At 74.2% G+C, this 26108-nt stretch carries 22 protein-coding genes; 8 read left to right on the forward strand and 14 right to left on the reverse strand.

Going from position 1 to position 26108, the window contains the following annotated elements:
- The first annotated feature begins 6 nt into the window (after positions 1-6).
- Positions 7-1680, forward strand: a complete 1674-nt coding sequence (locus ACFWPQ_RS26360) for an AMP-binding protein (RefSeq protein ID WP_384039502.1) — start codon at positions 7-9, stop codon at positions 1678-1680.
- Here ACFWPQ_RS26360 and ACFWPQ_RS26365 read toward each other — a convergent pair.
- Positions 1628-2419: a helix-turn-helix domain-containing protein gene (locus tag ACFWPQ_RS26365; RefSeq protein ID WP_384039865.1), complete on the reverse strand. Its 792-nt coding sequence runs from the start codon at positions 2417-2419 to the stop codon at positions 1628-1630. The genes ACFWPQ_RS26360 and ACFWPQ_RS26365 overlap by 53 nt on opposite strands.
- A gap of 93 nt (positions 2420-2512) precedes the next feature.
- Here ACFWPQ_RS26365 and ACFWPQ_RS26370 point away from each other — a divergent pair, with 93 nt between their 5' ends.
- Complete coding sequence (locus ACFWPQ_RS26370) at positions 2513-3376, forward strand: NAD(P)H-binding protein (RefSeq protein WP_384039505.1); 864 nt, start codon at positions 2513-2515, stop codon at positions 3374-3376.
- A gap of 71 nt (positions 3377-3447) precedes the next feature.
- Here ACFWPQ_RS26370 and ACFWPQ_RS26375 read toward each other — a convergent pair whose 3' ends face one another.
- Positions 3448-4875 carry an MFS transporter gene (locus ACFWPQ_RS26375; RefSeq protein ID WP_384039508.1) on the reverse strand — a complete coding sequence of 476 codons (1428 nt, stop codon included), beginning with the start codon at positions 4873-4875 and terminating at the stop codon, positions 3448-3450.
- Between the two features lie 113 nt (positions 4876-4988).
- On the opposite strand from ACFWPQ_RS26375, the gene ACFWPQ_RS26380 reads away from it, so the two are divergent.
- Complete coding sequence (locus tag ACFWPQ_RS26380) at positions 4989-5390, forward strand: winged helix-turn-helix transcriptional regulator (RefSeq protein WP_384039511.1); 402 nt, start codon at positions 4989-4991, stop codon at positions 5388-5390.
- Between the two features lie 30 nt (positions 5391-5420).
- Here ACFWPQ_RS26380 and ACFWPQ_RS26385 read toward each other — a convergent pair whose 3' ends face one another.
- From ACFWPQ_RS26385 to ACFWPQ_RS26405, 5 genes are all read right to left on the reverse strand, one after another.
- Positions 5421-5843, reverse strand: a complete 423-nt coding sequence (locus ACFWPQ_RS26385; RefSeq protein WP_384039514.1) for an acyl-CoA thioesterase — start codon at positions 5841-5843, stop codon at positions 5421-5423.
- Positions 5844-5900: 57 nt separating this feature from the next.
- Positions 5901-6536 carry a hypothetical protein gene (locus ACFWPQ_RS26390; RefSeq protein WP_384039516.1) on the reverse strand — a complete coding sequence of 212 codons (636 nt, stop codon included), beginning with the start codon at positions 6534-6536 and terminating at the stop codon, positions 5901-5903.
- Between the two features lie 80 nt (positions 6537-6616).
- Positions 6617-7216, reverse strand: a complete 600-nt coding sequence (locus ACFWPQ_RS26395) for a histidine phosphatase family protein (protein WP_384039519.1) — start codon at positions 7214-7216, stop codon at positions 6617-6619.
- 3 nt (positions 7217-7219) lie between these two features.
- Positions 7220-7750: a hypothetical protein gene (locus ACFWPQ_RS26400; protein ID WP_384039522.1), complete on the reverse strand. Its 531-nt coding sequence runs from the start codon at positions 7748-7750 to the stop codon at positions 7220-7222.
- A 57-nt stretch (positions 7751-7807) separates the two neighbouring features.
- Positions 7808-9016 carry a pyridoxal phosphate-dependent aminotransferase gene (locus ACFWPQ_RS26405; protein WP_384039525.1) on the reverse strand — a complete coding sequence of 403 codons (1209 nt, stop codon included), beginning with the start codon at positions 9014-9016 and terminating at the stop codon, positions 7808-7810.
- 81 nt (positions 9017-9097) lie between these two features.
- Here ACFWPQ_RS26405 and ACFWPQ_RS26410 point away from each other — a divergent pair, with 81 nt between their 5' ends.
- Positions 9098-9733 (forward strand): winged helix-turn-helix transcriptional regulator, encoded by a 636-nt coding sequence (locus tag ACFWPQ_RS26410; RefSeq protein ID WP_384039528.1) that lies wholly within the window; start codon positions 9098-9100, stop codon positions 9731-9733.
- Between the two features lie 53 nt (positions 9734-9786).
- Here the strand turns inward: ACFWPQ_RS26410 and ACFWPQ_RS26415 are convergent, their stop codons facing one another.
- From ACFWPQ_RS26415 to ACFWPQ_RS26425, 3 genes are all read right to left on the reverse strand, one after another.
- Positions 9787-10596, reverse strand: a complete 810-nt coding sequence (locus ACFWPQ_RS26415) for a hypothetical protein (protein ID WP_384039531.1) — start codon at positions 10594-10596, stop codon at positions 9787-9789.
- Positions 10596-11861 (reverse strand): VWA domain-containing protein, encoded by a 1266-nt coding sequence (locus ACFWPQ_RS26420; RefSeq protein ID WP_384039534.1) that lies wholly within the window; start codon positions 11859-11861, stop codon positions 10596-10598. Before ACFWPQ_RS26420 ends, ACFWPQ_RS26415 begins: the two co-directional genes overlap by 1 nt.
- 211 nt (positions 11862-12072) lie before the next feature.
- Positions 12073-13578 carry an IucA/IucC family protein gene (locus ACFWPQ_RS26425; protein ID WP_384039537.1) on the reverse strand — a complete coding sequence of 502 codons (1506 nt, stop codon included), beginning with the start codon at positions 13576-13578 and terminating at the stop codon, positions 12073-12075.
- 107 nt (positions 13579-13685) lie between these two features.
- Here ACFWPQ_RS26425 and ACFWPQ_RS26430 point away from each other — a divergent pair, with 107 nt between their 5' ends.
- The 3 genes from ACFWPQ_RS26430 to ACFWPQ_RS26440 all read left to right on the forward strand — a co-directional run bounded on the left by ACFWPQ_RS26430 (position 13686) and on the right by ACFWPQ_RS26440 (position 17676).
- The gene (locus ACFWPQ_RS26430) at positions 13686-15197 is read left to right on the forward strand and encodes an IucA/IucC family protein (protein ID WP_384039540.1); all 1512 of its coding nucleotides are present in this window, start codon (positions 13686-13688) and stop codon (positions 15195-15197) included.
- Positions 15198-15338: 141 nt separating this feature from the next.
- On the forward strand, positions 15339-16775 hold the full coding sequence (locus tag ACFWPQ_RS26435) for an MFS transporter (RefSeq protein ID WP_384039543.1): 1437 nt from the start codon (positions 15339-15341) through the stop codon (positions 16773-16775).
- A 130-nt stretch (positions 16776-16905) separates the two neighbouring features.
- The gene (locus tag ACFWPQ_RS26440) at positions 16906-17676 is read left to right on the forward strand and encodes an SDR family NAD(P)-dependent oxidoreductase (protein ID WP_384039545.1); all 771 of its coding nucleotides are present in this window, start codon (positions 16906-16908) and stop codon (positions 17674-17676) included.
- Between the two features lie 72 nt (positions 17677-17748).
- On the opposite strand, the gene ACFWPQ_RS26445 is transcribed toward ACFWPQ_RS26440, so the two are convergent.
- The 4 genes from ACFWPQ_RS26445 to ACFWPQ_RS26460 form a co-directional block, all read right to left on the reverse strand.
- Positions 17749-20757 carry a BTAD domain-containing putative transcriptional regulator gene (locus ACFWPQ_RS26445; protein WP_384039547.1) on the reverse strand — a complete coding sequence of 1003 codons (3009 nt, stop codon included), beginning with the start codon at positions 20755-20757 and terminating at the stop codon, positions 17749-17751.
- Positions 20758-20844: 87 nt separating this feature from the next.
- Entirely contained in the window at positions 20845-21681 is an 837-nt protein-coding gene (locus tag ACFWPQ_RS26450; protein ID WP_384039550.1) for an alpha/beta fold hydrolase, read from the reverse strand.
- 155 nt (positions 21682-21836) lie between these two features.
- The gene (locus ACFWPQ_RS26455) at positions 21837-23774 is read right to left on the reverse strand and encodes a BTAD domain-containing putative transcriptional regulator (protein ID WP_384039553.1); all 1938 of its coding nucleotides are present in this window, start codon (positions 23772-23774) and stop codon (positions 21837-21839) included.
- A 144-nt stretch (positions 23775-23918) separates the two neighbouring features.
- Positions 23919-25244, reverse strand: a complete 1326-nt coding sequence (locus tag ACFWPQ_RS26460; RefSeq protein ID WP_384039555.1) for a glycosyltransferase — start codon at positions 25242-25244, stop codon at positions 23919-23921.
- 278 nt (positions 25245-25522) lie between these two features.
- Here ACFWPQ_RS26460 and ACFWPQ_RS26465 point away from each other — a divergent pair, with 278 nt between their 5' ends.
- Entirely contained in the window at positions 25523-25972 is a 450-nt protein-coding gene (locus tag ACFWPQ_RS26465) for a hypothetical protein (protein ID WP_384039868.1), read from the forward strand.
- Positions 25973-26108: the final 136 nt, after the last annotated feature.

The following is a 26108-nucleotide window of genomic DNA, read 5'->3' on the forward strand; positions in this document are numbered from 1 at the left end:
GTCGAAGTGATCGCCACCGGCCTGACCGTGCCGGAACTCGTCGAGGCGGCCGCCGAGCGGTACGGCGACCGCCCGTTCCTGCGCCTCGGCGGGACGGCACGGACGTACGCCGAGACCCGCGAGGCGGCGGCCCGGACGGCCGGGGCGCTGGCGGCCCGGGGCTGCGGGCCGGGCGACCGGGTGGCGGCGCTGCTGGGAAACCGGGTCGAACTCGTGGACCTGTTCCTCGGCTGCGCCTGGCTGGGCGCGGTCGCGGTACCGCTGAACACCGCACTGCGCGGCCGGTCGCTGGAACACGCCCTGCGGGAGGCGCGGCCCCGGTTCCTTTACGCCGAGCCCGAGTCGGCGCGGCGGGCGGCCGAGGCCGGGTACCGGGGGACGGTGTGGACGGCGAGGGAGGCGGCGGGGGAGACGGCGGGGGAGACGGTGCCCCCGCACCCCGGCGAGGACATCGGGCTGCCCCCACTCCCCGGCGAGGACATCGGGCTGCCCCCACTCCCCGGCCAGGTCATCGGCCTGCCTCCGCGCCCCGACGGCGCCGCGCCGCTGCCCCCTGCCCCCGTCCGCCCGCAGGACACCGCCGCCGTCCTCTTCACCTCCGGCACCACGGGCCCGCCCCGGGGCGTCCGCTGCCCCCAGGCCCAGTTCGTGTGGTGGGGCCGTACGGTCTCGGACGCCCTGCGCCTCACCTCCGACGACGTGCTGTTCACCTGCCTCCCGCTCTTCCACACCAACGCCCTGAACACCCTGGCCCAGGCGATGACGGTGGGCGCGTGCGTCGTGATCGGCGAGCGGTTCTCCGCCTCGCGGTTCTGGCGGCAGGCGGCCGACGCCGGTGCCACCGCCGTCCACCTGCTCGGCGCGATGGTCCCCATGCTGCTCGCCCGGCCGCCCGGCCCGGACGACCGGGCGCACCGGGTGCGCCGCGGCCTCTCCCCGGCCACGCCCGGCCCGCTCTGGGAGCCCTTCCGCGAGCGGTTCGGCGTCACGCTCGTCGACGGCTTCGGCTCCACGGAGACCAACCTCGTCATCGGCTCCACCCCCGAGCACCACCGGCCCGGTTACATGGGCACCGTCCGGCCGGGCTTCGGGGCGCGAGTGGTCGACGCGGACCTCGTCCCCGTACCGGACGGCACCCCGGGCGAACTCCTCGTCCGCAGTCACCACCCGTTCGCCTTCGCCACCGGCTACCTGGGCGACCCCGAACCTGCCCCGGACTCCTGGCGCCGGACCGGCGACCGCGTGGTCCGCGAGCCCGACGGCTGGTTCCGGTTCGTCGACCGCATCAAGGACGTCATCCGGCGGCGCGGCGAGAACATCTCCTCGTACGAGGTGGAGGCGGCCGTCCGCTCCCACCCGGCGGTCGTCACGGCCGCCGCCTTCCCGGTCGCCTCCGAACTGGCCGAGGACGAGGTGATGGTCGCCGTGGTCCTGCGGCCCGGCTGCCTGCCGGACCCGGCGGACCTGGCCCGGCACTGCGCCCGCGAACTGCCCGCGTTCGCCGTTCCCCGCTACATCGAGGCGGTCGGGGAGCTGCCGCTCACCGAGACCGGCAAGGTGCGCAAGGCGGTACTGCGGGAACGGGGGGTCACGCCCGGCACCTGGGACCGTGACGGCGCGTCCGGGTTCAGGGCTGCCGGATCGCCTGGCAGGGGGTCGTCGCGGGCAGCCGGCCCCTGAAGTAGGAGCGGGGCGGTACGCCCATCAGGGCACGGAAGTCGGTCGTCATGTGCGACTGGTCGAAGTAGCCGGTGGCGGCGGCCAGTTCGGACCAGCCGGCGCTGCCCGCCCGGGCGGCGACCGTGCGGACGCGCTCGATACGGGCGTAGTGCTTCGGGGAGACCCCCACGCCGTCGCTGAACAGGTTCCGCAACTGGCGTTCGCTCACGGCCAGTTCCCGGGCCACGTCCCGCACCTGCGCGGGCGTCCGGTCCATCCGCACCGACAGCGCGGCCGCGCCCGCCCGCAGCAGTGCTGTCCGGGCCGGGTCCGCCTGCTCCGCCAGCAGCCCGGGCAGCACCTCGGCGATGCGGGGCAGCGCCTCCCGCGGATCCAGCCACCGCACCTCACGCGCGAACCGGCGGGCCACCCCGCCCGGCAGGGCGTCCAGCGGCACCACCCGGCCGACCAGCCCGGCGGCCGGAACACCCAGCAGCGCGCGGGCGGTTCCCGGCGCGAGGCGCAGCTCCGCACACGCGATATGGGCCTTCCCCTCGTGGTACGCCGCCCGTACCCGCGGCCCGACGGCCAGCACGTCACGCCGCCCGTCCCCGGTCACCCGCAGCACCACCTTGGTCCCCGCGTCCGGCAACTGGACGAACGTCCCCTCGGGCGGGTCGGTGAAGGACATGGTCCGCACCTCCGCGACCCACGGGCGCAGCGCCTCGGGCGTGGTCGGCAGCGGCTCGGCGATGGTCATCGGCACCCTTCCACCGTAACGGCCGGGTGCCGGCGCCCGGCCGGGCGGAGCGTGCCGGAATTTCCAAGAGCGGGGCGCCCCGGCGGGCCCACCGTGGACCTCATGATTCTGGTGACGGGTGCCACGGGCACCATCGGGCGTGACGTCGTACGACAACTGGCCGGGCGCGGTGCGAAGGTGCGCGCCCTCACCCGCGACCCGGCGAAGGCACGGCTGCCCGCCGGGGTGGAGGCGGTCCGCGGGGCGTACGGCGAACCGGCAGCCCTGGACGCCGCGCTGGCCGGGGCGACGGCCGTGTTCCTGCTGCGGCCGCCCGGCCCCGACGAGGGGCAGGACGCGGCGCTGGTCGCCGCGGCGCGGGCCGCGGGCGTCGACCGGCTCGTGAAGCTCTCCGCCATCGCCACCGGCGACCCGGCCACCGGACCGTCCGGGTCGTGGCACGTGGCCGGCGAGCGGGCCGTGCGGGACAGCGGGCTCGCCTGGACGGTGCTGCGGCCGTCCTCGTTCGCCTCCAACACGCTGACCTGGCTCCAGGCCCTGCGCGCGGGCGAACCGGTGCCCAACATGACCGGGGACGGCGCGTCGGGCGTGATCGACCCGCGCGACATCGCCGAGGTGGCCGTGCGGGCCCTGCTGGACACCGGGCACGCGGGGAGGACGTACACCCTGACCGGTCCCGAGGCGATCACCGTCCCCGGCCAGGCCGCCGTGCTCGCCGAGGTCCTGGACCGCCCGGTGCCGACCCGGGACCTGTCCCCGGACGAGACCCGCGCGTTCCTCCGTACGGCCTGGGGCATGGACGGGACCCGGGCGGACGGTGTCCTGACCGGCCTGGCGTTCGTCCGCGCCGGGGGCAACGCGGTGCTCACCGAGGACGTGGCCGAGGTGCTGGGCCGGCCGGCCCGGACCTTCCGGACCTGGGCGGCGGACAACAAGGGGCTCTTCGAGGTGGGCTGAGGTCGACGGGCGGCCCTGTGCGACGGGTTGAGGTCAATGGGGCTCGGTGCGCGCGGCGTCGAGACCCCGCCTCACCGGCTCCGCGGCCGCAGTACCGCCCCCGCCAGCACCAGGGCGGCCACCGCGAGCCCGGTCGCCACCCGGAACGCCAGCCGGTAGCCCTCCGCGGTGGCCGGGACCAGCTCCGCGCCCCGGTCGAGCAGTCCGGCGGTGCGGCTCGCCGCCAGCGTGCTCAGCACCGCCAGGCCCAGTGAACCGCCCACCACCTGCGTGGTGTTGAACAGCCCCGAGGCCAGGCCGGCGTCCTCCTCGGCGGCGCCCGACATGGCGAGACCGGTCAGCGGGGGCATGGCGGCCGCGAACCCGGCCGCCATCAGCAGCATGGGCGGCAGCACATCGGCGGCGTACGAGCCGTCGGCGGGGGCCCGGCTCAGCAGCGCCATGCCGCCGCTGATCAGCACCAGCCCGGCGAGCAGCACCCGGTACGCCCCGAAGCGGCCGATCGCCCGCGCGGAGAGGGTCGTCATCAGCACCCCGAGCGCCACCGGCGCCGGGAGGAAGGCCAGGCCGGTGGCCAACTCGCCGAACCCCAGCACCCGTTGGAGGTAGAGCGCGCCGATGAACTGGAAGCCGTACATCGTCGCGATCATCAGGACCTGCACGGCGTTCGCGCCGGTCAGCGTCCGGGAGCGGAACAGCCTGGGGCGCAGCAGCGGGCGTCGGGCGCGCGTCTGGCGGACGGTGAACGCCGCGAACAGGGCGAGGGCGAGCGCCGTCAGCAGCAGGGTCGTGGCCGTGCCGCGGTCGGCGGAGCCCACGACGACGAACACCGTGAGCATCAGCGCACCGGTGACCAGCGCCGCGCCCGGGTAGTCGGCGCCGTCGCGGAGCCCGGCGCCGCGCTCCGGGGACAGCACCCGGACCGCCGCCAGCCAGGCGACGACGCCGATCGGCAGGTTGATCAGGAAGATCCAGTGCCAGCTCAGCGCCTGGGTCAGCGCCCCGCCGAGGAAGGTGCCCAGCGTGGCGCCCACCGACCCGACCGCGCTGAACACCGCGATGGCCCAGGCCTGTTCACGCGGCTCGGGAAAGAGCGCGACCAGCATGCCGAGTACGACCGCCGAGGCCATCGCCCCGCCGACGCCCTGTACGGCCCGCGCCGCGATCAGCAGCCCCTGGCTGGTGGCCAGCCCGCACAGCACGGAGGCCACGGTGAACACGGCGAGCCCGGCCGTGAACATCCGCTTGCGGCCCAGCAGATCACCCATTCGGCCCACCAGGAGAAGCAGTCCGCCGAACGGGATCAGATACGCGTTCACCACCCAGGCGAGCCCCGCCCCGGAGAAGCCCAGGTCGGTCTGGATCGCGGGCAGTGCGACGGTCACGATGGTGCCGTCCAGGATCGTCATGAGGGCCCCCGCGCACAGGATGGCGAGAGATGCCCGGCGGGGGTACGTTCGTTGCCGTGTGCGCGTCGGTGACGTGGTGGCAGCCGTCATGGCGCTGTGGCCTCCGTGTTCATCGGCGGAACCGGGTACCGGTCCCTTGGTGCACGACTTGTAACGGAGGACATCGTGGGTGACCATGGGAGTCGGCGTAAGGAGGCAGTCGGATGTCCCAGAGGAACACCGATGTAACCGCCCAGGTCGTGAACGCGCACGCCTGCCCGGTCCGTGAGGTTCTTGACAGGGTGGCCGGCAAATGGAGCGTCCAGATCCTGGTCGCGGCCTCGCACGGGCCCATCCGCTTCACCGAACTGGAGCGCGGCATCGAGGGCATCAGCCGCCGGATGCTGACCCTCACCCTGCGCAACCTGGAGCGCGACGGGCTGGTGACCCGCACCGTGTACCCGACCGTGCCGCCACGGGTGGAGTACGGACTCACCCCGGTGGCGCTGGAGTTGCACGAGACCCTGCTGGGGCTGACCGACTGGGCCGAGCGCAACCGCGGGTACATCGCGGAGGCGCGGGCGGCCTACGACGCCGAGCACCAGCCCGAACTGCTCGACGCGTAGACGGATCGGAACCGACGGGCCCGCCGGCTCTCAGAACCCGAACAGCTCCGGGTCCGAGGTGAGTTCCTTGAAGACCTCACGCGGGTCGGCGACCAGCTTCCGGGCCTTCAGGTCCAGCAGCCCGCCGACCGCGTCGACCTCGGCGGCCAGCGTGCCGTCCGCCTTGGTGATCTTCTGGAGCACCCGGAACGTCTTGCCGCCGCTCCACTCGAACGCGCAGGTCACATCGACCTCGTCACCGGCGAGCAGCTCCCGTTTGTAACGGATGGTCGTCTCCAGCCCCACCGGTCCCACGCCCCGCCCGATGAGCTCGGCCTGCGTGACCCCGGCCGCCTGGAGCAGCGACCAGCGGGCGTGCTCGGCGTAGTTGATGTACACCGCCTGGTTCACATGGCCCTGCACATCGGTCTCGTAACCACGGACCGTGACGCGGACGGAATACGGTTCGCTCACGACTTCCCCTTCTCGTGTACGACGCACTGATCCTTCGTCGGCATCCTGACACGAGGGTCACACCCGGCGCGGCGATGCCAGCAGATAGCGCCGTCTGCTCCGGGGCTCGGTGTACTCACCGGTCTGCCAGCCCGCCCGCTCCAGGGTGGCCGCGCACGCCAGCAGCGGCTCGCCCGCCGGCGCGTACACCGCGACCGCCTCCGGCTGCGGGGTGGCCCGTACCCGGTACCCGGGGGTGTCCGGCCCCTCGGGCGGCTGCCCGGCCGCCTCCAGGGCGAGTGCGGCGGCCCGCACCAGATGCGTACGCTCCCAGCCGCACGGCCGGTCCGTGGCGCCGTCGGGATTGGTCATCCGGCGCAGTTCGAGCAGCCCCTGCCAGGCGCTGTGCACCTCGCGGGCGCGGGCGGGCCCGGCGTCGGCCGCGTCCTCCCCGCCGACCCGCGCGGCGAAGCCCCCGGTCGGCTCGGCACCCGTCGTGGCCCGGGGTTCCGTCGCGGTCAGGGGCTCCGGAGCCTCCCGTATCCGATGCCCGGCCGGTGTCAGGAAGTGGTCGTGCGGCGGGCGCGGGTGCCGGAAGGCCAGCCCGCGCCCGACCAGCGCCGCCAGTTGCGCCTCCGTGCCGCGCAGCCGTCCGGTGACCGGGTCGGCGGCGTCGATGACCCGCCGCTGCGCGGCGGTGGGCGGTCGGGTCACGGTGCACACCTCCCCGGCGTCGAGCGCGGTCCTGATCCCTTCTTCGAAGGTTACGGCCGGGCACTGACAACGCGGTCCCGCTATCCGCCGGGCCGGATGTTCCAGCCCGCGATCACCGGCCGCTCGTGCTCCGTGCCCAGCCGGCACAGCGTCCCGGTCGCCAGTTGGAAGAGGGCGCCGGCAGACGGCGGCAGGCCGAGGCGGCGGGCGGTCAGGACGCGCAGGAAGTGCCCGTGGGCGACGAGCAGTACGACCCCCTCCGTGTCGGCGAGGGCCGCCTCGACCTTGGCCAGCATCCGGTCGGCCCGCTCCCCGACCTGCTCCGGGCTCTCCCCGGGATGCTCCGGCGGACCGGGCGCCACCCCGTCCGTGAACAGGAACCAGCCGGGCTGGGTGCGCTGGATCTCCACGGTGGTCACGCCCTCGTAGCCGCCGTAGTCCCACTCCCGCAGGTCGGCGTCGACCCGGGCGTCGGGCACCCCGATCAGCTCGGCGGTCTCGCGGGCCCGCTGGAGCGGGCTGACGAAGGCGGCACCGATGCGGTGCGAGCGGATCGACGGCACCAGCCGCCGCGACTCGTCCCTGCCGTGCTCGGTGAGCGGCACGTCGGTCCACCCGGTATGCCGTCCGGACCGCGACCACTCGGTCTCACCGTGCCGGACGAGGAAGACATCAGCCATACGTCAGAGGCTAAGAGCCCACCGTTCCAGTTCGGCGAACTCACGCGCCCGCAGGCCGTGCCGCGGATCCACCGGAAGGAGCAGTGCGGGGCCGTCGTGGTGCTCGGCGACGTGGCGGACGTCGAGTTCGGTGACCATGTCGTCCACCCACACGAACGGCCTGCCGGCCGCCCACGCAACGACGGTCCGCGTCTTCCAGTACAGGCCGTCCGGATCCTTCGCGAACAGCTCCGGCCACTCGATGACGGGCAGCTCGGGCAGCCCGACGACCGGCCCGATCATCTCGTTGGCCTCATGCATCCAGGTGGTGGCCCAGGCCAGCTCGTACGGCAGTGCGAGCAGCCGGGCCCCGTGCCCCGGATGCAGCCGCACCCGCAGCCCCCGGCGCAGCCTGCGGGAGCCGGGCCGCTGACGGGCCGACCAGTTGGCGGGGTGCAGCCTGCGGGTCACGTACCCGCGGTGCTGCAGGAACCGGGCCCGGAAGGGGTTGAGGGGGCCGTCGACGTCGAGGAGGAGCAGAGGCCGCTGGGTCATGGGCTGGGTCATGGGGAGGACCTACCCGGACGGCCCCCGCGGCCCACTACCGGTCCGCTACTGCCGATAGCCGCTGAGGAACCGTCCGATCCGGCCGATCGCGGTCTCCAGGGTCTCCGCGTGGGGGAGGGTCAGGATGCGGAAGTGGTCGGGGGCGGGCCAGTTGAAGCCGGTGCCCTGGACGACCTGGATCTTCTCCTGGAGCAGCAGGTCCAGGACGAACTTCTCGTCGTCGTGGATCGGGTGCACCTTCGGATCGATGCGCGCGAAGGCGTAGAGGGCGCCCTTCGGCTTGACGCACGAGACACCGGGGATCTCGTTGAGCTTCTCCCAGGCCACGATGCGCTGCTCGTACAGCCTGCCGCCGGGGGTGACGAGTTCGCGGATGGACTGGCGGCCGCCGAGCGCGGCCTGGATGGCGTACTGGGCGGGGGCGTTGGCGCACAGCCGCATGGAGGCCAGCATGGTGAGGCCCTCCAGGTAGTCCCTGGCGTGCTGCTTCGGGCCGGTGACGACCAGCCAGCCCGAGCGGAAGCCGGCCACCCGGTACGTCTTCGACAGGCCGCAGAAGGTCAGGACCACCAGGTCCGGGGCGAGGGCGGCGACCGAGTGGTGGACGGCGTCGTCGTACAGGATCTGGTCGTAGATCTCGTCCGCGAAGACCATCAGGCCGTGCCGGCGGGCCAGGTCGAGGATGCCCTCCAGGATCTCCTTGGGGTACACCGCGCCGGTCGGGTTGTTCGGGTTGATGATGACCACGGCCTTGGTGCGGTCCGTGATCTTCGACTCCATGTCGGCCAGGTCCGGGTACCAGTCGGCCTGCTCGTCGCAGAGGTAGTGCACCGCCTTGCCGCCGGCGAGGGTCGTCACGGCGGTCCAGAGGGGGAAGTCCGGGGCCGGGATGAGGACCTCGTCGCCGTCCTCCAGCAGCGCCTGGACGGCCATCGACACCAGCTCGGAGACGCCGTTGCCGAGGAAGACGTCGTCGACGCCGACCTCCAGGCCGAGCGTCTGGTAGCGCCCCGCCACGGCCCGGCGGGCGGAGAGGATGCCGCGCGAGTCCGTGTAGCCGTGTGCCTGCGGGAGCATCCGGATCATGTCCTGGAGGATCTCCTCCGGCGCCTCGAAGCCGAACAGCGCGGGGTTGCCGGTGTTCAGGCGCAGCACGCTGTGGCCCGCCTCCTCCAGCGCGTTGGCGTGCTCGATCACCGGTCCGCGGATCTCGTAACAGACCTCGCTGAGCTTGTTGGACTGCCGGAACTCCATGCGCCCCTCCGGAAACTCGTGTTGCTTGGTTTTACCAAGTAGGAGCTTGGAAAGTCCAACATCTTGTCTAGACTGCGTCGCATGTCACCTCGCCGAAGCTACGACCAGTACTGTTCCGCAGCCCGCGCCCTCGACGTCGTCGGCGACCGCTGGACCCTGCTGATCGTCCGGGAGCTGCTCGCCGGTCCCCGCCGCTACACGGACCTGCACGCGGATCTGCCGGGGGTCAGCACGGACGTCCTCGCCTCCCGGCTGAAGGACATGGAGCGGGACGGGGTCACCACCAGGCGGCGGCTGCCCCCGCCGGGTGCGGCGTACGTCTACGAACTCACCGAGCGCGGGCGGGAGTTGCTCCCGGTGCTGCAGGCGCTGGGGAAGTGGGGCGAACCCGAACTGGGCGAGCGCCGGCCGACCGACGCGGTACGCGCCCACTGGTTCGCGCTGCCGCTGCTGCGGAGCCTGGCGGGCCTGGAGGGCGAGGGGCTCGTCGAAGTCCGGCTGGGAGAGGGGCACTTCCACCTCCACGTCGGCGCCGAGGGCGGCCCGGTGTACGGCGACGGCCCCGCCCCGGCGGAGCCCGACGCGCGACTCGTGCTGGACGCCGGGACGGGCGCGGCCCTGGCCCGGGGCGAGTCGGGGCTGGTACCGGCGGTGCGGGACGGGCGCGTCACGGTGACCGGGGACGGCGCCCTGGCCAAGGAGCTGCGAGAGGCCTGAAACGACGACTGGGCCGCCGCGAACGGGGCCCAGTCATCAAGGTCGGTATCGGATCACATGCCTGGCGGCACTCGTGACGGCCGCCCCGCCCCCCGCGTCAGCGCGTACCCGCCGATGCCCGCCAGCGCGGCCAGCACCCCGCCGATCCCGGTCCACACCCAACGGTCGGTCCACCAGCCGGAGGACCAGCCGTCGTCGGGCTCGATGGAGGACAGCACCGCGGACTTCGTCGACGAGGAACTGTCCTCGTCCGACTCGGACTTGACCGCGATCCCCGGCACCAGCGGCTTGGCCAGCGAACCGTCCACCGCCGCCGATCCGCCGATGTCCTTGGAGTCCACCTTCACCTCGGCGCTCACCGGCTGGCCGAGGTCCGCCGAGGTCAGGTTCACCACCGTCAGCCGGATGTAGTACGTGCCGGGCAGCGGGTCGTCGGCCCACGGCTCCGACCAGGCCCGGACGGTACGCATCACACAGGCCAGCTCCACCGTCGCGGCGTCCTGCGCGGCCGTGCGGGTCTGCGCGCCGTACTGGCAGGCCTGCCGACGCCGCAGCCCGTCGTACACGTCTATCTGCCAGGTCTGCGCCGCGTGCGAGTCGGGCAGTTTCACCGTCGCCTTGACGTCCGGACGCTGGCCGGCGTCGGCCGGGAAGGACCAGTACAGGTAGTCGCCGGCCGAACCGCTGGCCGTCGCCTGCTGGCCCTGGTCGATCTCCGTCGCCGTACGGAAGGACGTGCCGGCCTGGGTGGGCGCCGCGCTGTCGTCCGAGGCGCTCGGGGAGGGCGAGGAGTCGGCCGCCGCCGGCCCCGCCGCGAGGCCCACCGCCAGCAGGGCGGCGCTCAACACACGTGTGATCGACATCAGTTGGTCCTCCAGACCGCGACCCGCCAGCGGGACACCCAGCCCCACACCAGACCCGCGAGGAAGCCGGTCAGCACGAGTGCGCCGAGCAGCCACCAGCCGCGGCCGAGGCCGAAGGAGGCGACGTCGCTCGCCTTCGACGGCCCGTCCACCACGTCGACCGTCAGCTCGACCGGCAGACCGGGGCTGGTCTTCACGCCGGACGCGGCGGAGAAGGAGTTGGTCACCTGGAGGCAGACGGTCTCCGGGGTGGTGTCCTCGTCGTCGTCGCTCTCGGCCTTCGGATACCGCAGCCCGGTCGAGATGACGTCCGTACGGCCGAGGCCCGACGCCTCGCCGCGCACGATCTCCCGCCCGTGCACGGTCACCGCACGCAGCAGCACCCCGTAGTCGGCGTTGACGGCCCGGTCGGCCGCGACGCTCACCGAAGCCCGCAGCTCCTGGCCGGGGTTGACGTCGACCTTGTACCAGCGCTGCTGCCCGAACTCCTCACGGTCGGTGTACAGCCCCGACTTCAGCGTGGGCGCGGACGAGCACTGGTCCGTCCCCTCGGTCGCCACCGGCGTGACCACGGGGTCCGCCGCCCGGTCCACCAACTGGCCGACCCGGTCGGTCAGTTCCTCCTTGTGCTGGACGGAGGTGTACGTGCCGCCGGTCGCGTCCGCGATGCAGCTGAGCTGGTCGCGGGTCTTGGCGTCCGGCACCAGGCCGAGCGTGTCGATGGTGAGCCCGACGCCCTTTGCGGCGATCTCCCGGGCCACCTCGCACGGGTCCAGCGGCTGGCAGGTGTCCTCGCCGTCGCTGATCAGGACGATACGGCGGGTCCCGTCACCGCCCTGGAGGTCGTCGGCCGCCTTGAGCAGCGCGGGGCCGATCGGGGTCCACCCGGTCGGCGAGAGCGTGGCGACGGCGGTCTTCGCCTCGGTGCGGTCCAGCGTGCCGACCGGGTACAGCTGCGCGGTGTCCTTGCAGCCCTCCTTGCGGTCGTTGCCGCGGTAGTCGGCGCCCAGTGTGCGGATGCCGAGCTGGACCCCCTCGGGGGTGGCGTCCAGCACCTCGTTGAACGCCTGCTTGGCCGCGGCCATCCGCGTCCCGCCGTCGATGTCCGCCGTCCGCATGGAGCCGCTGACGTCCAGCACGAGTTCCACCTTGGGGGCGGCCTGTGTGGTCTCGTCGGCGACCGCTTGGCCGGGGAACGCGATCCCGGCCGCCAGGGCGGCGAGCAGGGCGCAGATCCCTGCCGCCGGCCGATGTGTTCTGATCATCGGCGGATCCTATTGATCAATGGTGCCGGGCTCCAAAACGGGGTCCGGAGCCCGAAACCGGAGTGACCGGCAGGCCAACGGAGGGCGGCGGGCGGGCCGGTGCGCTCACCCGCCGGGGTCGGGCGGTCGGCGGGCCGCGGCGTTCACCGGGCGACCGCATTCACCGGGCGGCGGCGCTCACGGGGCGGTGGCGTTCACGTGGCGTCGGCGTTCACCGCACGTCGGCGAGCGGGTTCGGCAGTGCCGCCCACTGGTCCCCGGGCACCTCCGGCGACAGCCGCATCAGGGTCAACGCCTTGGCCGGCAGCGGGCCTTCGAGCAGGGCCGTCAGGTCGGGGGAGGCGGGCAGGTGCCGTACGGCCGCCTGCAGGGCCGCCGCCAGGGCCGGTCCGGAACCCGCCGTGCCCGCCAGCGCGCCCGCGACCAGGGAGCCGAACAGCTTGCGGCGCAGCATCGTTTCGTCGTCCGTGACCAGGCGGCCCGTCAGGTCGGGCGGGGTGATGCCGTGACGGCTGAGGCGGGCGGGGCTGAGGCGGATGTCGGCCAGGTCGCGGTAGACCAGCCGGAGGGGTGCCCCGGTCCCGGAGAGCACCACCAGGAGGTTCTGGCCGTGCGCCTCCAGGGCCACGCCCAGGTCCAGCAGCCGCAGCCCCACCGTGAGGGCGAGCCGGGTGAACTCGGCCAGCCAGGACGGCGATCCGGGGAGGGCGGTGGTGGCCAGCGCGGCCACCGGGAGGACCCGCTCGCCGGGCGCCGCGTACAACTCCGGCGACTCGCGCAGCAGCGCCGCGAGGTCGGGGGAGCCCGCGGTCACCGCGCCCAGGGTGCGGGTGACGTGCAGGAGGCCGTCCGTGCGGGCCGCCAGGTCCGTCGCGAACGACGACAACGTCGCCGCCGCGCCGACCGAGTACGCCGAGATGTCCCGCACGGACGAGGTCAGCCGGGCACTGAGCGCGGTCTTCACATGCGGCCCGCCGGGGAGCGCGAGCGTGCGCAGGGACATCAGCGGATGCGCGTCCCGCCAGTGCCCGGCGGAGCCGTCCTTCAGGACATGGGCGCTCTGCCACGGGTGCACCGGGATCAACAGCCGTTCCCCGTCCCGGAGTTCGTCCGGCCAGTCGCCGGTCAGCAGGCAGTCCCCGGCCGCGGCCGGGACCGCCTCCAGCCGTACGGCCGGCCGGTGCTCCGGCCCGTACGCGAGCTGCTCCGCCACCGAGAAACCGGGCCGGGAACGGCAGTTGGGGTGGAAGGGGTGCCCGTCGACGACCCGCTGCTCCCACTCCCAGTCATGGTCCGGCCACTCCTTCGAGGGAAACTCCCGGTCGGCCCGCGAGAGCGCCAGCGACGCGGCACTGTGCCCGAGTTCGGCCGCGAACCCACCCGAGTGCGGCCACCCCAGATCCGTCGTCAGCCGCGCCGGATCGTCGTACGCCACCCCGTCCAGGCGTACGGCGGTCACATACCCGTCGGTGGCGTACGGGTCCGCCCGCGGGCCGTGCAGCGCCCGCCCGTCGGCCAGCCGCAGGGCGAGGCTGTGCGCCCCGTGCACCCGGCGCGTCACCCACGGCAGCGGCTCGTGGGCCAGCGCCCGCCACAGCCGGCTCAGCACCGCCGCCCGCGCACCGGGCAGCTCGGCCTCGTACCGGTCGACGAGATCCGGCCGCACCTCGGCCAGCTCCGCGGCGAGCCGGGTCTCGATGGGGGAGGGAGGGTGCACGGGAGGGCTCCTCGGTGACGGGTACGAGGGTCATGATGACCAATGACGGGCGACATACTGATCACGATCGGACTCTGTGGACGCAGAGAACGAGACGCAGAGAACGAATGGAACGAGTGGACCTCATGCCCTCCAGCGACGCCGTCGGCGAGCGCGCCGACGCGTACGCTGCCGCGCCCCTGCTCAACTGCCTGCTGCGGGAGGTGGCCCAGCCGCTCCCGGACGCCGGGGAAGGGCGGTCGCGGGTCTACCGGCTGCCCGGCGGCGGCCGGCTGCTGCGGGTGCGCGGCGAACGCCGGCCGGCCGCGCCCGAGGTGTACGCGGACGGCACCTGGCACCACATCGGCCACACCGAGCTGGTGAAACTCGTCGCCGAGGAACTGCGCGGCCACACCGGGCTGTCCAACGGCGACCTGCCGACCGAGATGATCGACAGCCGGGACGCGGTCGCCGCGCTGCTCACGGCACGCGCCCGGGCGACGGCGCCCGACGACCCGTATCTGCGTTCGGAACAGTCCCTCATCACCGGCCATCCCTACCACCCCGCCCCCAAGGCGCGCGGCGGCGGCCCGGTCGCCGCCTGGTTGCCCTACGCCCCCGAGGCGCACGCCCGGTTCCCGCTGGTGCTGCTCGCGGTCCGCGAGGACCAGGTGGTGGAGGAGGGCGACACCGTCGCACTGGACGCACTGGACGCCTCGGCCGCCGTACCGCGGGGCTACCGGCTGCTGCCCGCCCACCCCTGGCAGCTGGACCTGGTCGCCCGCGACCTCGCCCCGGCCTTCGCGGACGGGCGGCTGCTGCGCCTCGGCGAGACCGGGTTCACGACCTGGCCGACGGCCGCGATCCGCACGGTGTACGAGCCGGAGCGGGATCTCTTCCTGAAGTTCAGCCTGGACGTCCGGATCACCAACGACATCCGCCGCCTGTGGGCCCACGACCTGCGCAGACTGCGCCGCACCAACGTGGCCGCGACCGCCGCGTTCACGGCGATGGGCGGGCCCGCCGGCTGGCTCGGCGACCGCGGCTACCGCACCGCCCGCTTCGCCTTCGAGGAACTCGCCGTGCTCGTCCGCGACGGGCTGCGCGGGGCGCTGCTGCCGGGGGCCACCCCGTTGCTCGCCGCGGGCCTGGTGGAGGGCTTCGACGGCGACCCGCTGGCCGCGGCTCCGGACCCGGGTGCCTGGTGGGAGGCGTATCTGCGGGCGGTCGTACCGCCGGCCCTCACCGCGTTCGCCGAGCACGGCGTCGTCATCGAGGCGCATCTGCAGAACACCCTGGTCGCCGTCGACGCCGACGGCGTCCCGGTGCAGGCGCTGTACCGGGATGCCGAAGGGGTCAAGCTGCTGGCCGACGTGGAGCGGGCCGCCGGATGGGAGCGGCTGGTGTACTGCCTGGTCGTCAACCACCTGACCGAGGTGGCCGCCGCGCTCGCCGAGCACCACCCCGGGTTCGATCCGTGGCCCGCGGCACGACGGGAGCTGGCCCGGCATACGCTCCCGGAGGTCACCGACCTGCTGACGTCCCCGACCCTCCCGGGCAAGACGAACCTGCTGCTGCGCTGGACCGGCGCGGACGGCGCCGACGCGCGCTATCTGCCGCTGCCGAATCCCCTGGCCTGACACCGCGGGCCGGACCGACGGCGGGCACGACGGGACGTCACGCGCGAAACGGCCCAAACGACTCCACGTATGTGCATGATGGTGGCTTCTGCTGCCATACGTCATATTTCATATGCCGTTGAACGGGATGGAGTCGGTGCCGTGGCGTTCGCGGAGTCGGCCGGTGGTGGTGAGCCGGTGTCCTCTCCCGAGCCGGCTCCGGAGTCCGGGCGGCGGGCCTGGGCGCCGCTGCTGGCCGTGTGCGCCGGGTACTTCATGGTGATCCTGGACGTGACGGCCATCAACGTCGCCGTGCCGGTGATCGGCCGGGAACTGTCGGCCTCGCTCACCGGGATCCAGTGGATCACCGACGGGTACACCATGGTCTTCGCCGGGTTCCTGCTGACCGGTGGCGCACTGGGGGACCGGGTGGGCAACCGCCGGGTCTTCTGCGCGGGCGTGGCGGTGTTCACGCTGTCCTCGGCCGCGTGCGCGCTCGCGGTGAGCGCCCCGTTCCTGGTGGCCGCCCGGCTGGTGGAGGGGCTCGGCGCGGCGCTGATCGTGCCCGGTTCGCTCGCCCTGCTCCAGCAGGCCTACCCGACGCCGGCCGCCCGCTCGCGGGCCTTCGGACTGTGGGGTTCGATGGCGGGCGTCGCGGCCGCCGCCGGTCCGCTGCTGGGTGGGCTGCTCGTCTCCACGCTGGGCTGGCGCTGGGTGTTCCTCGTCAACCTGCCCGTCGGTGTGGCCTGCCTGGTGCTGACGCTGCGCCATGTGGCGTGCTCGCCCCGGCGCGCCGACCGGGCGCCGGACTGGCCGGCGCAGTGCGCGGTGGTGGCGGCCGTGGCGTTGCTGACCGCGGCGCTCAACGAGGCCGGACGCCGGGGCTGGTCCGATCCGGCCGTGCTCGCCGGGGTGGGTCTGGCCGTGCTGGCCGCCGCGGCGTTCGCGGTGCGCGAGCGGCTGGCCCGCTCTCCGGTCCTTCCGCCGAGCCTGCTGCGGTCCCGTGCGATGAGCGGTGGAGCCGTCATCGGCCTGCTGTTCAACTTCGCCTTCTACGGCATGGTGTTCACCGCCAGCCTGGAGTTCCAGCGCGGGCGCGGCTTCAGTGCCCTCGGCACCGGACTGGCGCTGTTCCCGGCGGTGGCGATGACCATGTTCGCCTCCGTGCTGTCCGGGCGGCTGGCCCGCCGCACCGGCCATCGTCCGCTGGTGGTCTCCGGCATGCTCCTCGCGGCCCTGGGCCTGGCCGGGTGGGCCGCGGCGGGCGCCGACCCCGCCTACCCGGTGCTGGTGGCACCGATGATGGCCGCGGGGTTCGGTACCTCCTTCGCCCTCACCGGTTCGACCGCCACCGTGATGGGTGCGGCACCCGCGGCGTACTCGGGCGCCGCCTCCGCCCTGTTCAACACCACCCGCCAGATCGGCAGCGCCACCGGCGTCGCGCTCGGCGGCAGCCTGCTCGCCACCGCCACCGACTACACCACCGGGCTGCGCACCAGCATGGCCATCGGCGCGCTCGCCTACCTGGCCGCCGCAGGCCTCGCACGGCTGTGCGTGCCGGCGGTACCGAAGAAGACCTGGTCGTTCCGACACCGCTGACCGCGCCCGCCCACCGGGTCGAGCGCATCGAACCCGACGGCGTGCCGCGGCAACCCGCCGCTGCGGCACACCTACGCACATTCCGTCCACTTACCCTGCCTACGCTGACACCACCGAGTGGAGGAACGGCATGGCACGCATCACCGACCGGACGGTTCTGATAGTCGGCGCCTCGTCGGGGATCGGCGCGGAGGTGGCACGCCTGCTCGCCCGCGGTGCCAACCGATTCGTGATCACGGCACGGCGCGAGGCCGAACTCGCCACCGTGGCGAAGGACATCCGGGCCGCGGGCAGCGCCTGCCTGGACATCCCGGCGGACGCACTGGACCCACGGGCGGCCGCCGCCGTGGTGGCGGCGGCCGTCGAGGAGTACGGCTCGGTCGACGTCGCGCTCCTGAACGCCGGCCAGGGACCGGACATGCGCATGGACCGGGTGGACGTCGAGGACGTGTCACGGATCATGGCGCTGAACTACGACGTCGTGGTCAACTACCTCGTCCCGCTGATCCGGCAGCTGCGCGGTCAGCCCGGCGGGGGCCTGATCGCCCACACCAATTCCCTGGCAGGACTGATGGGCCTCCCCCGTCAGGGGCCGTACTCGGCGGCGAAGGCGGCCGCCCGCACGCTCATCGACGCCGCACGCGTCGAACTGGAGCCCCAGGGAATCAGGTTCACCTCCCTGCACCCGGGCTTCGTCGCCACCGACCGCATCAGCGGTGACGGGCTGCCCAAGCCGTTCCAGATCAGTACGGAGCGGGCGGCCCGGCACGTCGTACGAGCCCTGGAGAACGAACCGGCGCAGGCGTACTTCCCGTGGCCCACGGCGACGCTGGTCCGCACGCTGCGCACCCTGCCCACGCCGGTCGCGTCCTGGGCGCTGCGGAAACTGGCCGCCGACTAGGGCCGGTCGGCGATCGGCCGAGGCCGGTACGGCGTCGGGGCCGGTACGGCGCCCGGGCGGGCAAGGAGCACGTCACTCAGGTCGGGTCCCGGCGGTCCCCGCCAGGTTCTCGGGGGACGCGGACACGACGGCGATCCGCGGCGCGGGCACCTCGTCCCCGAGGGCCAGCAGGCGGGTACGGATCTCGTCGGCCGCGGTCGGGTCGGTCCGGGTCAGAAGCCGCAACGCGCGCTCCCAGACCGTGCGGGCCGCGCCGGGGTCGCCGGTGGCGAGATAGGTGTCGCCGAGGTGACGGAGTGTCCCCGCCTCGCTGAACAGGTCGCCGACCTCGCGGTAGAGCCGCAGTGCGCACTGGTACGCGGCGACGGCCCGCCGGTGCTCGCCGAGGTGGTGGCGGGCGACACCGAGGCTGTCCCAGGTCCCGGCCTCGCCGTACCGGGTGCCGTCGAGTCCGGCGAGGCCGCCGAGGGCCTCCTCGAAGTAGGCGGCGGCCCGGTGGTGTTCGCCCCGCAGAACGTGGGTCCAGCCCAGCGCGTGCAGGGCGCTGGTCTCCGCCGCACGGTCGCCGAGGGTCCGGTAGAGGGCGAGCGCCCGGTCGGCCGCGTCGAGGGCACCGTCGTGGTCGCCGACGCGGTCGAGGAGCCAGCCGTGGCTGCGGTGGGCGTGGGCGAGGCCGAGCCGGTCACCGAGTGCCGTGAACAGGTCGAGGGAGTGCCGGATGTGGGTGCGGGCGTCGTCGTACCGTTCCAGGCGGGCCGAGGCCCGGGCCAGGCCGCGGTGCAGATGGGCCTCGGCCGTGCGGTGGCCGTCGCGGACGGCCGCGTCGAGGCCGAGCCGCTGCAGGGCCGCGGAGTCGTGCCAGTGGCCCTGCCGGTCCATGAACCGCTCCAACGCCCAGGCCAGGCCCCAGACATGGGCGTGGTCCCCGCGCGCGACCGCCCTTTCGGCGACGGCGGAGAGCACCTGTGCCTCGGCCGTGTACCAGCGCAGGGCCCGCGTGTCGTCGGCGAAGGACCCGGGACCCGCCCCGGGGACGGCGGCGGGCAGCGGACCGAGCCGCCAGAAGGGCGAGTAGACACCGCCGGCGGCGTGCGCGGTGTGCAGGTAGTGGTCGAGGAGGCGGTGTACGGCGGTTTCCCGTTCGCCCGCGCCCTCGTGCTCCGCCGCGCGCTCCGCCGCGTAGGTACGCAGCAGGTCGTGGCAGGCGTACCGGCCGGGCGCGTGCTCGGTGAGCAGATGGGCGCGGGTGAGCTCGGCGAGCAGGCCTCGGACCGCGGCCGGGTCGTCGCCCGCGACGGCCGCCGCCGCGGGCAGCGTGACGTCGGGGCCTGGGTGCAGGGACAGCAGCCGCAGCAGGCGGGCCGCGCCGGGGCCGAGCGCACGGTAGGACCAGGAGAACACCGCCCGCACGTCCCCGGCCGGGTCCGCGTCGGTGAACGCGTCGAGGCTGCCGCGGGTCGTCCGCAGTTCGTCCGCTATCGCGGCCAACGGGAAGTGCGGGTGGGCGGCGGCCCGGGTGGCGACGACGGCCAGGGCCAGGGGGAGTCCTCCGCACCGGGTGACGATCTCGTCGACGGCCCCCGGGTCGGCCAGGACGCGGTCGGCGCCGAGGCGGCGGGTCAGCGACTCGCGGGCCTCGGCGGCCGAAAGCCGGTCCAGGGCCAGGGGGAGCGCGGCCTCGGCCGTGACCAGGCCGAGGAGGCGGTCGCGGCTGGTGACGACCACGACGCAGCCGGGGCTGCCCGCCAGCAGGGGGCGCACCTGTTCGGCGTCCCGCGCGTTGTCGAGCAGGATCAGTACCCTGCGCCGGGCCAGGAGGCTGCGGTAGAGAGCCGCCTGGGCGTCCGCCCCGGCGGGTATCCGCTGCGGGGGCACGCCGAGGGCCTCCAGGAACCCGCGCAGCACCTGCGCCGGATCCGCCGGGACCCCGCCCGGGTCGAAGCCCCGCAGGTTGGTGTACAGCTGCCCGTCGGGGAAGCGGTGGGCGGCGCGGTGCGCCCACCGCACGGCCAGCGTGGTCTTGCCGATGCCGCCCATCCCGCTGATCACGGCGATCCGGGTGCCCGACGCGTCCTTCGCCGACAGCTCCGCCACGTGCGCGAGTTCGAACCGCCGACCCGCGAACGCGGCCAGGTCGGCGGGCAGTTGGGCGGGCCGGACGAAAGGCGCGGCCGGATGAGGAGTGGCCGGCCGGGGAGCGCCCGGCCGGGGAGCGCCCGGCCGGGCGGCGGTGGTCGCCGGAGCATCCGGAACCACGGTCAGCCGGACCGGTGTGCTCCGCGCGCCGCGGCCCGGCTCCGACGGCTCCGTGCGGGCGTCCTCGCGCAGCACCTCCTGCTGCGCGGCCCGCAGTTCGGAGCCGGGCTCGACGCCCAGTTCGTCGGCGAGCCGGGCCCGGACGAGCTGCCAGGTGCGGAGCGCCGCCGCCCGCTGTCCGGTGGCCGCGAGCGCGCGCACGAGGCGGGCCTGCAGCGGTTCGTCGAGCGCGTGCTCGGCCGCGGCGCGGTGCAGGACGGCGAGCAGCCGCCCGGCCTGGGCCGTGGCCAGTGCCACGTCGGCCGTCTCCTTCACCACCGCCAGGTGTTCGCGCTCCAGGGCGTTGAACGCGGGGTGGGACCGCGCCTCCACCGGGACGCCGCCGGCGACCGGCCCGGTGCGCAGGTTCAGCGCCTCCAGCAGCAGCGGTACGGCCGCCTCCGGGCCCCGGGTCCCGCTCTGCCGTGCCCGCCGCACCAGTTCCCGGAACCGCAGCAGGTCCAGCGTCTCGGGCGTCGCGTGCAGCCGGTACCCGCCGGCGTCCCGTGCCAGCCACCGGCCCGGGGCGCGGACCGGCAGCCCGGGCTCCAGCAGCCGGCGCAGCACGCCGACGTGCCGGTAGACCGCGTTGGCGGGCGAGCCCGGCGGCGACTCGCCCCAGAGAGCGTGCTGCAACTCCTCCATGGCGACGGGCAGCCCCGCGTGGGCCATCAACTGGGCCAGCAGCAGCCGTTGCTGGGCCGCGCCGAGCCCCACCTCATGGCCGTCACGCCAGACCCGTACCGGTCCCAGCACCTCGAACCGCATCGTCACCCTCGTAGTCACCGTGTCCCGCATCCCCGTGTCCCGCATCCCCGTGTCCCGCATCCCCGTGTCCCCGTGTGTTCCGCCCCGTGCCCGGCCTGCCCGCTGTCAGACGGTCGGCAGCCCTTCCAGCCAGCCCAGGACCAGTGCGTTGAACTCGGCCGGCCGCTCCTGGAACAGCCAGTGCCCGACCCCTTCGAGGACGGCCGACGCGCTGTGGGGGTGCCGGCTCAGGACCGCCTCCCAGTCCCCGTCGATCCCCTTGGCCTTGAGCGAGGCGGCTGCCGAGACCGACAGCACCGGGCAGCTCCGGCGCGCCAGGTAGCTCTCGACGCCGGGCCGTACGGTCAGCGGGGCGCCCGCCTCGTCGAACAGGCCGTGGAAGACGTCCCGTACGGTCATCGGGTCCATGGCGAGGACCCGTCGGCGATGCCAGACCCGCAGCGCGTCCGCCTCGGGGCCGGTCGCGGCCGGGTTCTCCAGCCCGCCCAGGACCGCGGCGGCGGTACCGACCGGGTCGGGGACGCGGAAGGCGGCGGCGAGCTGCGGCGCGAACTCCGCCTCGAACCCGTAGCCGGGCTCGACCGCGACGACGCCCCGCACCAGGGACGGGTACTCGACGGCCAGGACGGAGGCGACCACGGCACCCATGGAGTGCCCCACGACGACCACCGGACCGGCGTCGATGCCGTCGAGCAGCTCCGCGAGGTCCGCGGCCAGTTCACGGGGGCGCATCCCGCCCGACAGCCCGGTGGACCGGCCGTGACCGCGCAGGTCCGGGGCGATCACCCGGTGCCGTGCCGAGAACGCCCCGATCTGCGCCGACCAGTCGTGCGAGTCGCAGGTCCCGCCGTGCACCAGCAGCAGCGTCTCGCCGCCGCCGTCCGCGCCCGGCCCCTCGTCGGTGTGGAACAGCCGGTTGCCGTTGATCACCGTGTACGTCACTTGACTCGCCCCCTGTGGAGTGGTGTGGGTGGGTGGCGGGAGCGTAGGCAGGGGGCAGTGGACGAAGTGTGCCTGGCTTGTGACCGGGTGCCGTACCCGGTGACAGGGCGGGCGCCGGGTCCGCGAGGTCCTTTCCCCCCAACGACCTCGACGGGTCATCGGAGCCCGCAGAGCGAGTGGTCGAGCATCCGGCGCAGGCTCGCCCGGCGTTCGTCCTCGCTCTCGGTGGCGCGGACCAGTTCGGTGGCGTACGTGCGGAGCAGGCCGTGGCAGGTGTACCGGCCGGGCGTGCGCTCCGTGACGAGGTGCGCGTCGGCCAGCTCGACGAGCAGGGCCCGGGCCCTGGAGACCGGCACACCCGCGAGGGCGGCGCCGGCCTGGACGGTCAGCTCCGGCCCGGGATGCAGGGAGAGCAGCCGGAACATGCGGGCCGCGGCGGCCCCGAGCGCGTCGTACGACCACGAGAACACCGCCCGTACGTCGAGCGCGGGGTCGGCGTCCCGGAACGCCTCCAGCCCGCCGCGCGCGGCCCGCAGCTGTGCGGCCAGCGCCGCCAGCGGGAACGTCGGCCGGTCCGCGGCGCGGGCGGCCACGACGGCCAGGGCGAGGGGCAGCCGCGCGGTGAGCCGGACGATCTCCTCCGCCGCCCGGGGCTCGGTGGCCACCCGGCCGGCGCCGATCCGCAGGGCCAGCGCCGAGCGCGCCTCGGCCGGCGTGAGCGTGCCCAGGGTGAGCGGGTGGGCGCCGTCGGCGGAGACCAGGCCGCCGAGCCGGTTGCGGCTGGTGACGAGCACCAGGCAGCCGGGTGTGCCGGGCAGCAGGGGCCGGACCTGGGCGGCGTCCCGCGCGTTGTCGAGCAGGACGAGCAGTCTGCGTCCTGCCGCCAGGCTGCGGTACAGGGCGGCTCGGGCGTCGAGCCCCTCGGGTGTCCGGGCGGTCGGCGTGCCCAGGGCGTCCAGGAATCCCCGCAGGGCGTCCTGCGGTCGCGTGGGCCGTCCGGCGGGTTCGAAACCCCGCAGGTCGACATACAACTGCCCGTCCGGGAAGCGATCGGCCGCCTCGTGCGCCAGATGCACGGCGAGAGCGGTCTTGCCGACGCCGGCCGGGCCGGTGATGGTGCTGATCACGACTGCGGGCGCGGCTCCACCGCCCCCGGCGGAGGCGTCGTCGAGCAGGGCGCGCAGGCGGTTGAGTTGTGGGGCTCGGCCGACGAAGACCGGGAGGGCGGGCGGCAGTTGGGCAGGTGCGACGGACGGGAGGTCCGGGCTGCCGGGGTGAACGGCCGTCGGATCCGGGGTCGTCGGCTCGGCCCGCGCGCTCCACGAGGAGTCCCCGGGCTCCGGTCCGGCGGCCGCCCGCCGCTGTGCGGCGACCAGTTCCGGGCCGGGATCGACGCCGAGCTCGTCCGCGAGCCGGCCGGCCGTCGAACGGAACACGTCCAGCGCCTCGGCCCGGCGGCCGGTGGCCGCGAGGGCGCGGACGAGCAGGGCCTGGAGTCCCTCGTCGAGCGGGTGACGGGACGCGCTCTCGGACAGGGCGGGCAGGACGCGCTCCGCACGGCCACCGCGCAGCGCCACCTCGGCCGCTTCGCGCACCACGGCGTCGTACTCGCGGTCCAGCTCCGTGAAGACGGGATGCTCGGGCGCCTGCGCGGGGCATCCGGCGGCCCGGCCGCGCCGCAGGGCGAGCGCGTCGGCGTACACCCCGACGGCCTGCCGCACCTCGCTCTGCTCCCTGGCCCTCGCCACGAGCCGGCGGAACAGCAGCAGGTCCACGGAGTCGGACGGAGCCAGGAGCCGGTAGCCGCCACCGCCGCGCAGCAGCAGCCCGCCCTCGGCCCGCCGCGGCAGCCCCGGCTCCAGCATCCGCCGCAGCTCGCCCACATGGCGGTGCACCATGTTCACCGCGCGAGCCGGAGGCCGGTCCGCCCACAGCGCGTCGACGATGTCCGGCAACGGCACCGGGGTGCCCGTCCGGGCCAGCAGCAGGGCGAGGAGGGTACGGCGCAACGGCGGCCCCGGTGCCACCTCGGTCCCGTCCCGCCAGACCCGTAACTCCCCGAGTACCGCGAACCGCAGTGGCACCGATGCCATCGCCCCGTCCTCCCCCTGCCGGATCCTCATGCTAGGCACCAGCGGGGCGGCACTCACGGGGCTGGACATTCCGGGCGTGGCACGGGGCGGTCGCGGCGGGACGGGAGGTGGGGAGCGGCTACGAGGCCGTCGTCGTGGAAGCGGTTACGAGGCCGTCGCCGTGGGGAGCGGTCCCGAGGCCGCCTCGACCACCTCCGCGACGGCTTCCAGCGCGTCATGGCGCTCGAACGCGGCCCGTAGGGCCTGCGCGCGCTCGCGGTACCCGGGCCCGGCGAGCACGGCCAGCACCGCGTCGCGGACCTCCGCCGGCGAGGGATCCCCGGTGCGCAGATCGACCCCGGCCCCGCTCCACCGGACGCGGGCCGCCACCTCCGGCTTGTCCTCTCCGTCGCCGCCCACGACGAGCGGTACCCCGTGCCGCAGCGCCTCGTGCACACCGCCGTACCCACCGTTGGTGACCAGCACGGACGCGTGGGGGAGGAGTGCGTCGAAGGGTACGTACCCGCCGATGCGCGCGTTCGCCGGTACGGCTCCGGCGGCCTCGATCACGGCCGGGCCGTCCGGGCGCCCCGTCGCGGCCACCACGAGGACGTCCTCGTCGGCCAGGGCGTCGACGGCCGGCCGCACGAGCCTGCCGAGATCGCGGTTGTCGAACGACCCCTGGGTGACCACGACGACCGGCCGCTCCGTGTGCTCCACCTCCGCCCACCAGTCCGGAAGCGGCCGCGGCGGGCGTGGCACGGCGGGCAGCGGACCGACGAACCGGAACGACGCCGGCAGGTCGCCGCGCGGGTACTCGAACTCCGGGACGGTCAGCTGGAGATAGTGGTCCGGCGCGGTGACCAGGCAGTCGAGGACGAATCCGGGCAACTCGGTGCCGCTCTCCCCGAAGTTCTCCTCGATATGCCGCTGGGCACCGGAAAAGACCTCCCTGACCTCGTCGTTCATGGCCCGGTGCCGCTTCTTCGCGCCCTCCCCGACCAGGGGCGGCATCGCGAGCCCGATGGGTGGCGCGTCCTCGCTCAGCAGGGTCGGCATGGTGATACCGAGGCCGATGGTGACCGGCCGGCGGCCGGGCGGGGCGGACAGGCTGAGGGCCGTCGCCCCCAGGAACAACGGATCGCTGATGACCACCGACGCCGGGAACCGACGGGCCAGCAGAGTCCGCAGGGCGCGGTACTGGGCGGCGGTCGGATCACCGAAGACGTGTTTCAAGTCGTACTCCAACTGCGCCGGTCCCGGCGGGAAGGCGGCACGGTCGGGGAAGTACAGGTCCAGCTGCCGGTCGTCGAAGTCCGCTGCGGGCGGCAACGACACATGAAGGGCACCGGCGGCCCGTACGTCCTCGGCGAACCGGCTCCCGGTCAGCACGACGACCTCGTGCCCGCGCCGCACCAGGTCCGATGCGACGGTGAGGACCGGCTGGACATGGCCGTGAAACGGCGATGCGGCGGCGACGATCAGTGTCACGGACGACTCCCTGCGCTCGGTGGACGATGCCACGGGAGCGTAGGAAGCCCTTGTGCAGAAGAAGTGCAGCCTTCGGCGCCGGCGCCCGGGGATGGGTCCGGCCCGTGGGGCGGGGTCCCTGCCGCCCCACGGGCTCACCGTGACATACGGGGTGAACGGCCACTGATGTTCACCCGTACCCCTTGTCGTAAGCCTGGCCGCCGGCCGCGGGCAGGACCACCCGGAAACGGAGAGGCAACGTGCCACAGCAGCCACGAGCCCAGCACACCGGCCGCCTGATGCGCGGCGCAGCCCTGGCCGCGAGCCTGGCGATCGTCCCGTTGACCGCGGCCTGCGGCGGCGGTGACGACGGTGCCGACACCAAGCGCAAGCGGTCGGGAGTCTCCGTGTCGGACGCCCCCGCGAACGGTGTCGTGGCCCCGGCGAAGGTCGAGGTGATCGCAGGCCTGATCGGCTGCAGGCCCGAGATCCGCATCAACGCGACGGAACTGCGCCAGGGCGTGTGCCACACCAAGAAGGTCGACTACCTCATCACCACCTTCCCCAGCGACGAACTCAAGGAGACCTGGCTGGACTCCGCCTCCGGGTACGGCGGCAAGTACCTGGTCGGCACAGAGTGGATCGTCAGCGCCCAGCCCCGGATGCTGGAGGGGTTCCGTGACAGACTCGGCGGCACGATCCGGCAACTGCGCGGCACGGGCCCGGTGGCGGAACCGAGCACGTCGTAGCCCATGAGGACACCGGGTGCGGGCTTCGGCAGTCACGCCTGATGACTATGCTCACTTCATGCCGGAGGCCGGCAGTGAGGGCCGCACCGTCATGGACGGACCGCTGGAGAGACAGGGAGACGAGGATGCCGATCGA

This window comes from Streptomyces sp. NPDC058464, assembly GCF_042721035.1.
In the GTDB taxonomy this organism is placed as follows: domain Bacteria; phylum Actinomycetota; class Actinomycetes; order Streptomycetales; family Streptomycetaceae; genus Streptomyces.

Coding starts and splice junctions, on each gene's coding strand:
- ACFWPQ_RS26410 (WP_384039528.1), top strand. CDS start 9,098: ATGTCACCTCGCCGAAGCTACGACCAGTACTGTTCCGCAGCCCGCGCC.
- ACFWPQ_RS26440 (WP_384039545.1), top strand. CDS start 16,906: ATGGCACGCATCACCGACCGGACGGTTCTGATAGTCGGCGCCTCGTCG.
- ACFWPQ_RS26465 (WP_384039868.1), top strand. CDS start 25,523: ATGCGCGGCGCAGCCCTGGCCGCGAGCCTGGCGATCGTCCCGTTGACC.
- ACFWPQ_RS26420 (WP_384039534.1), bottom strand. CDS start 11,861: ATGATCAGAACACATCGGCCGGCGGCAGGGATCTGCGCCCTGCTCGCC.
- ACFWPQ_RS26375 (WP_384039508.1), bottom strand. CDS start 4,875: ATGACGGCTGCCACCACGTCACCGACGCGCACACGGCAACGAACGTAC.
- ACFWPQ_RS26430 (WP_384039540.1), top strand. CDS start 13,686: ATGGAACGAGTGGACCTCATGCCCTCCAGCGACGCCGTCGGCGAGCGC.
- ACFWPQ_RS26415 (WP_384039531.1), bottom strand. CDS start 10,596: ATGTCGATCACACGTGTGTTGAGCGCCGCCCTGCTGGCGGTGGGCCTC.
- ACFWPQ_RS26380 (WP_384039511.1), top strand. CDS start 4,989: ATGTCCCAGAGGAACACCGATGTAACCGCCCAGGTCGTGAACGCGCAC.
- ACFWPQ_RS26405 (WP_384039525.1), bottom strand. CDS start 9,016: ATGGAGTTCCGGCAGTCCAACAAGCTCAGCGAGGTCTGTTACGAGATC.
- ACFWPQ_RS26365 (WP_384039865.1), bottom strand. CDS start 2,419: ATGACCATCGCCGAGCCGCTGCCGACCACGCCCGAGGCGCTGCGCCCG.
- ACFWPQ_RS26395 (WP_384039519.1), bottom strand. CDS start 7,216: ATGGCTGATGTCTTCCTCGTCCGGCACGGTGAGACCGAGTGGTCGCGG.
- ACFWPQ_RS26455 (WP_384039553.1), bottom strand. CDS start 23,774: ATGGCATCGGTGCCACTGCGGTTCGCGGTACTCGGGGAGTTACGGGTC.
- ACFWPQ_RS26400 (WP_384039522.1), bottom strand. CDS start 7,750: ATGACCCAGCGGCCTCTGCTCCTCCTCGACGTCGACGGCCCCCTCAAC.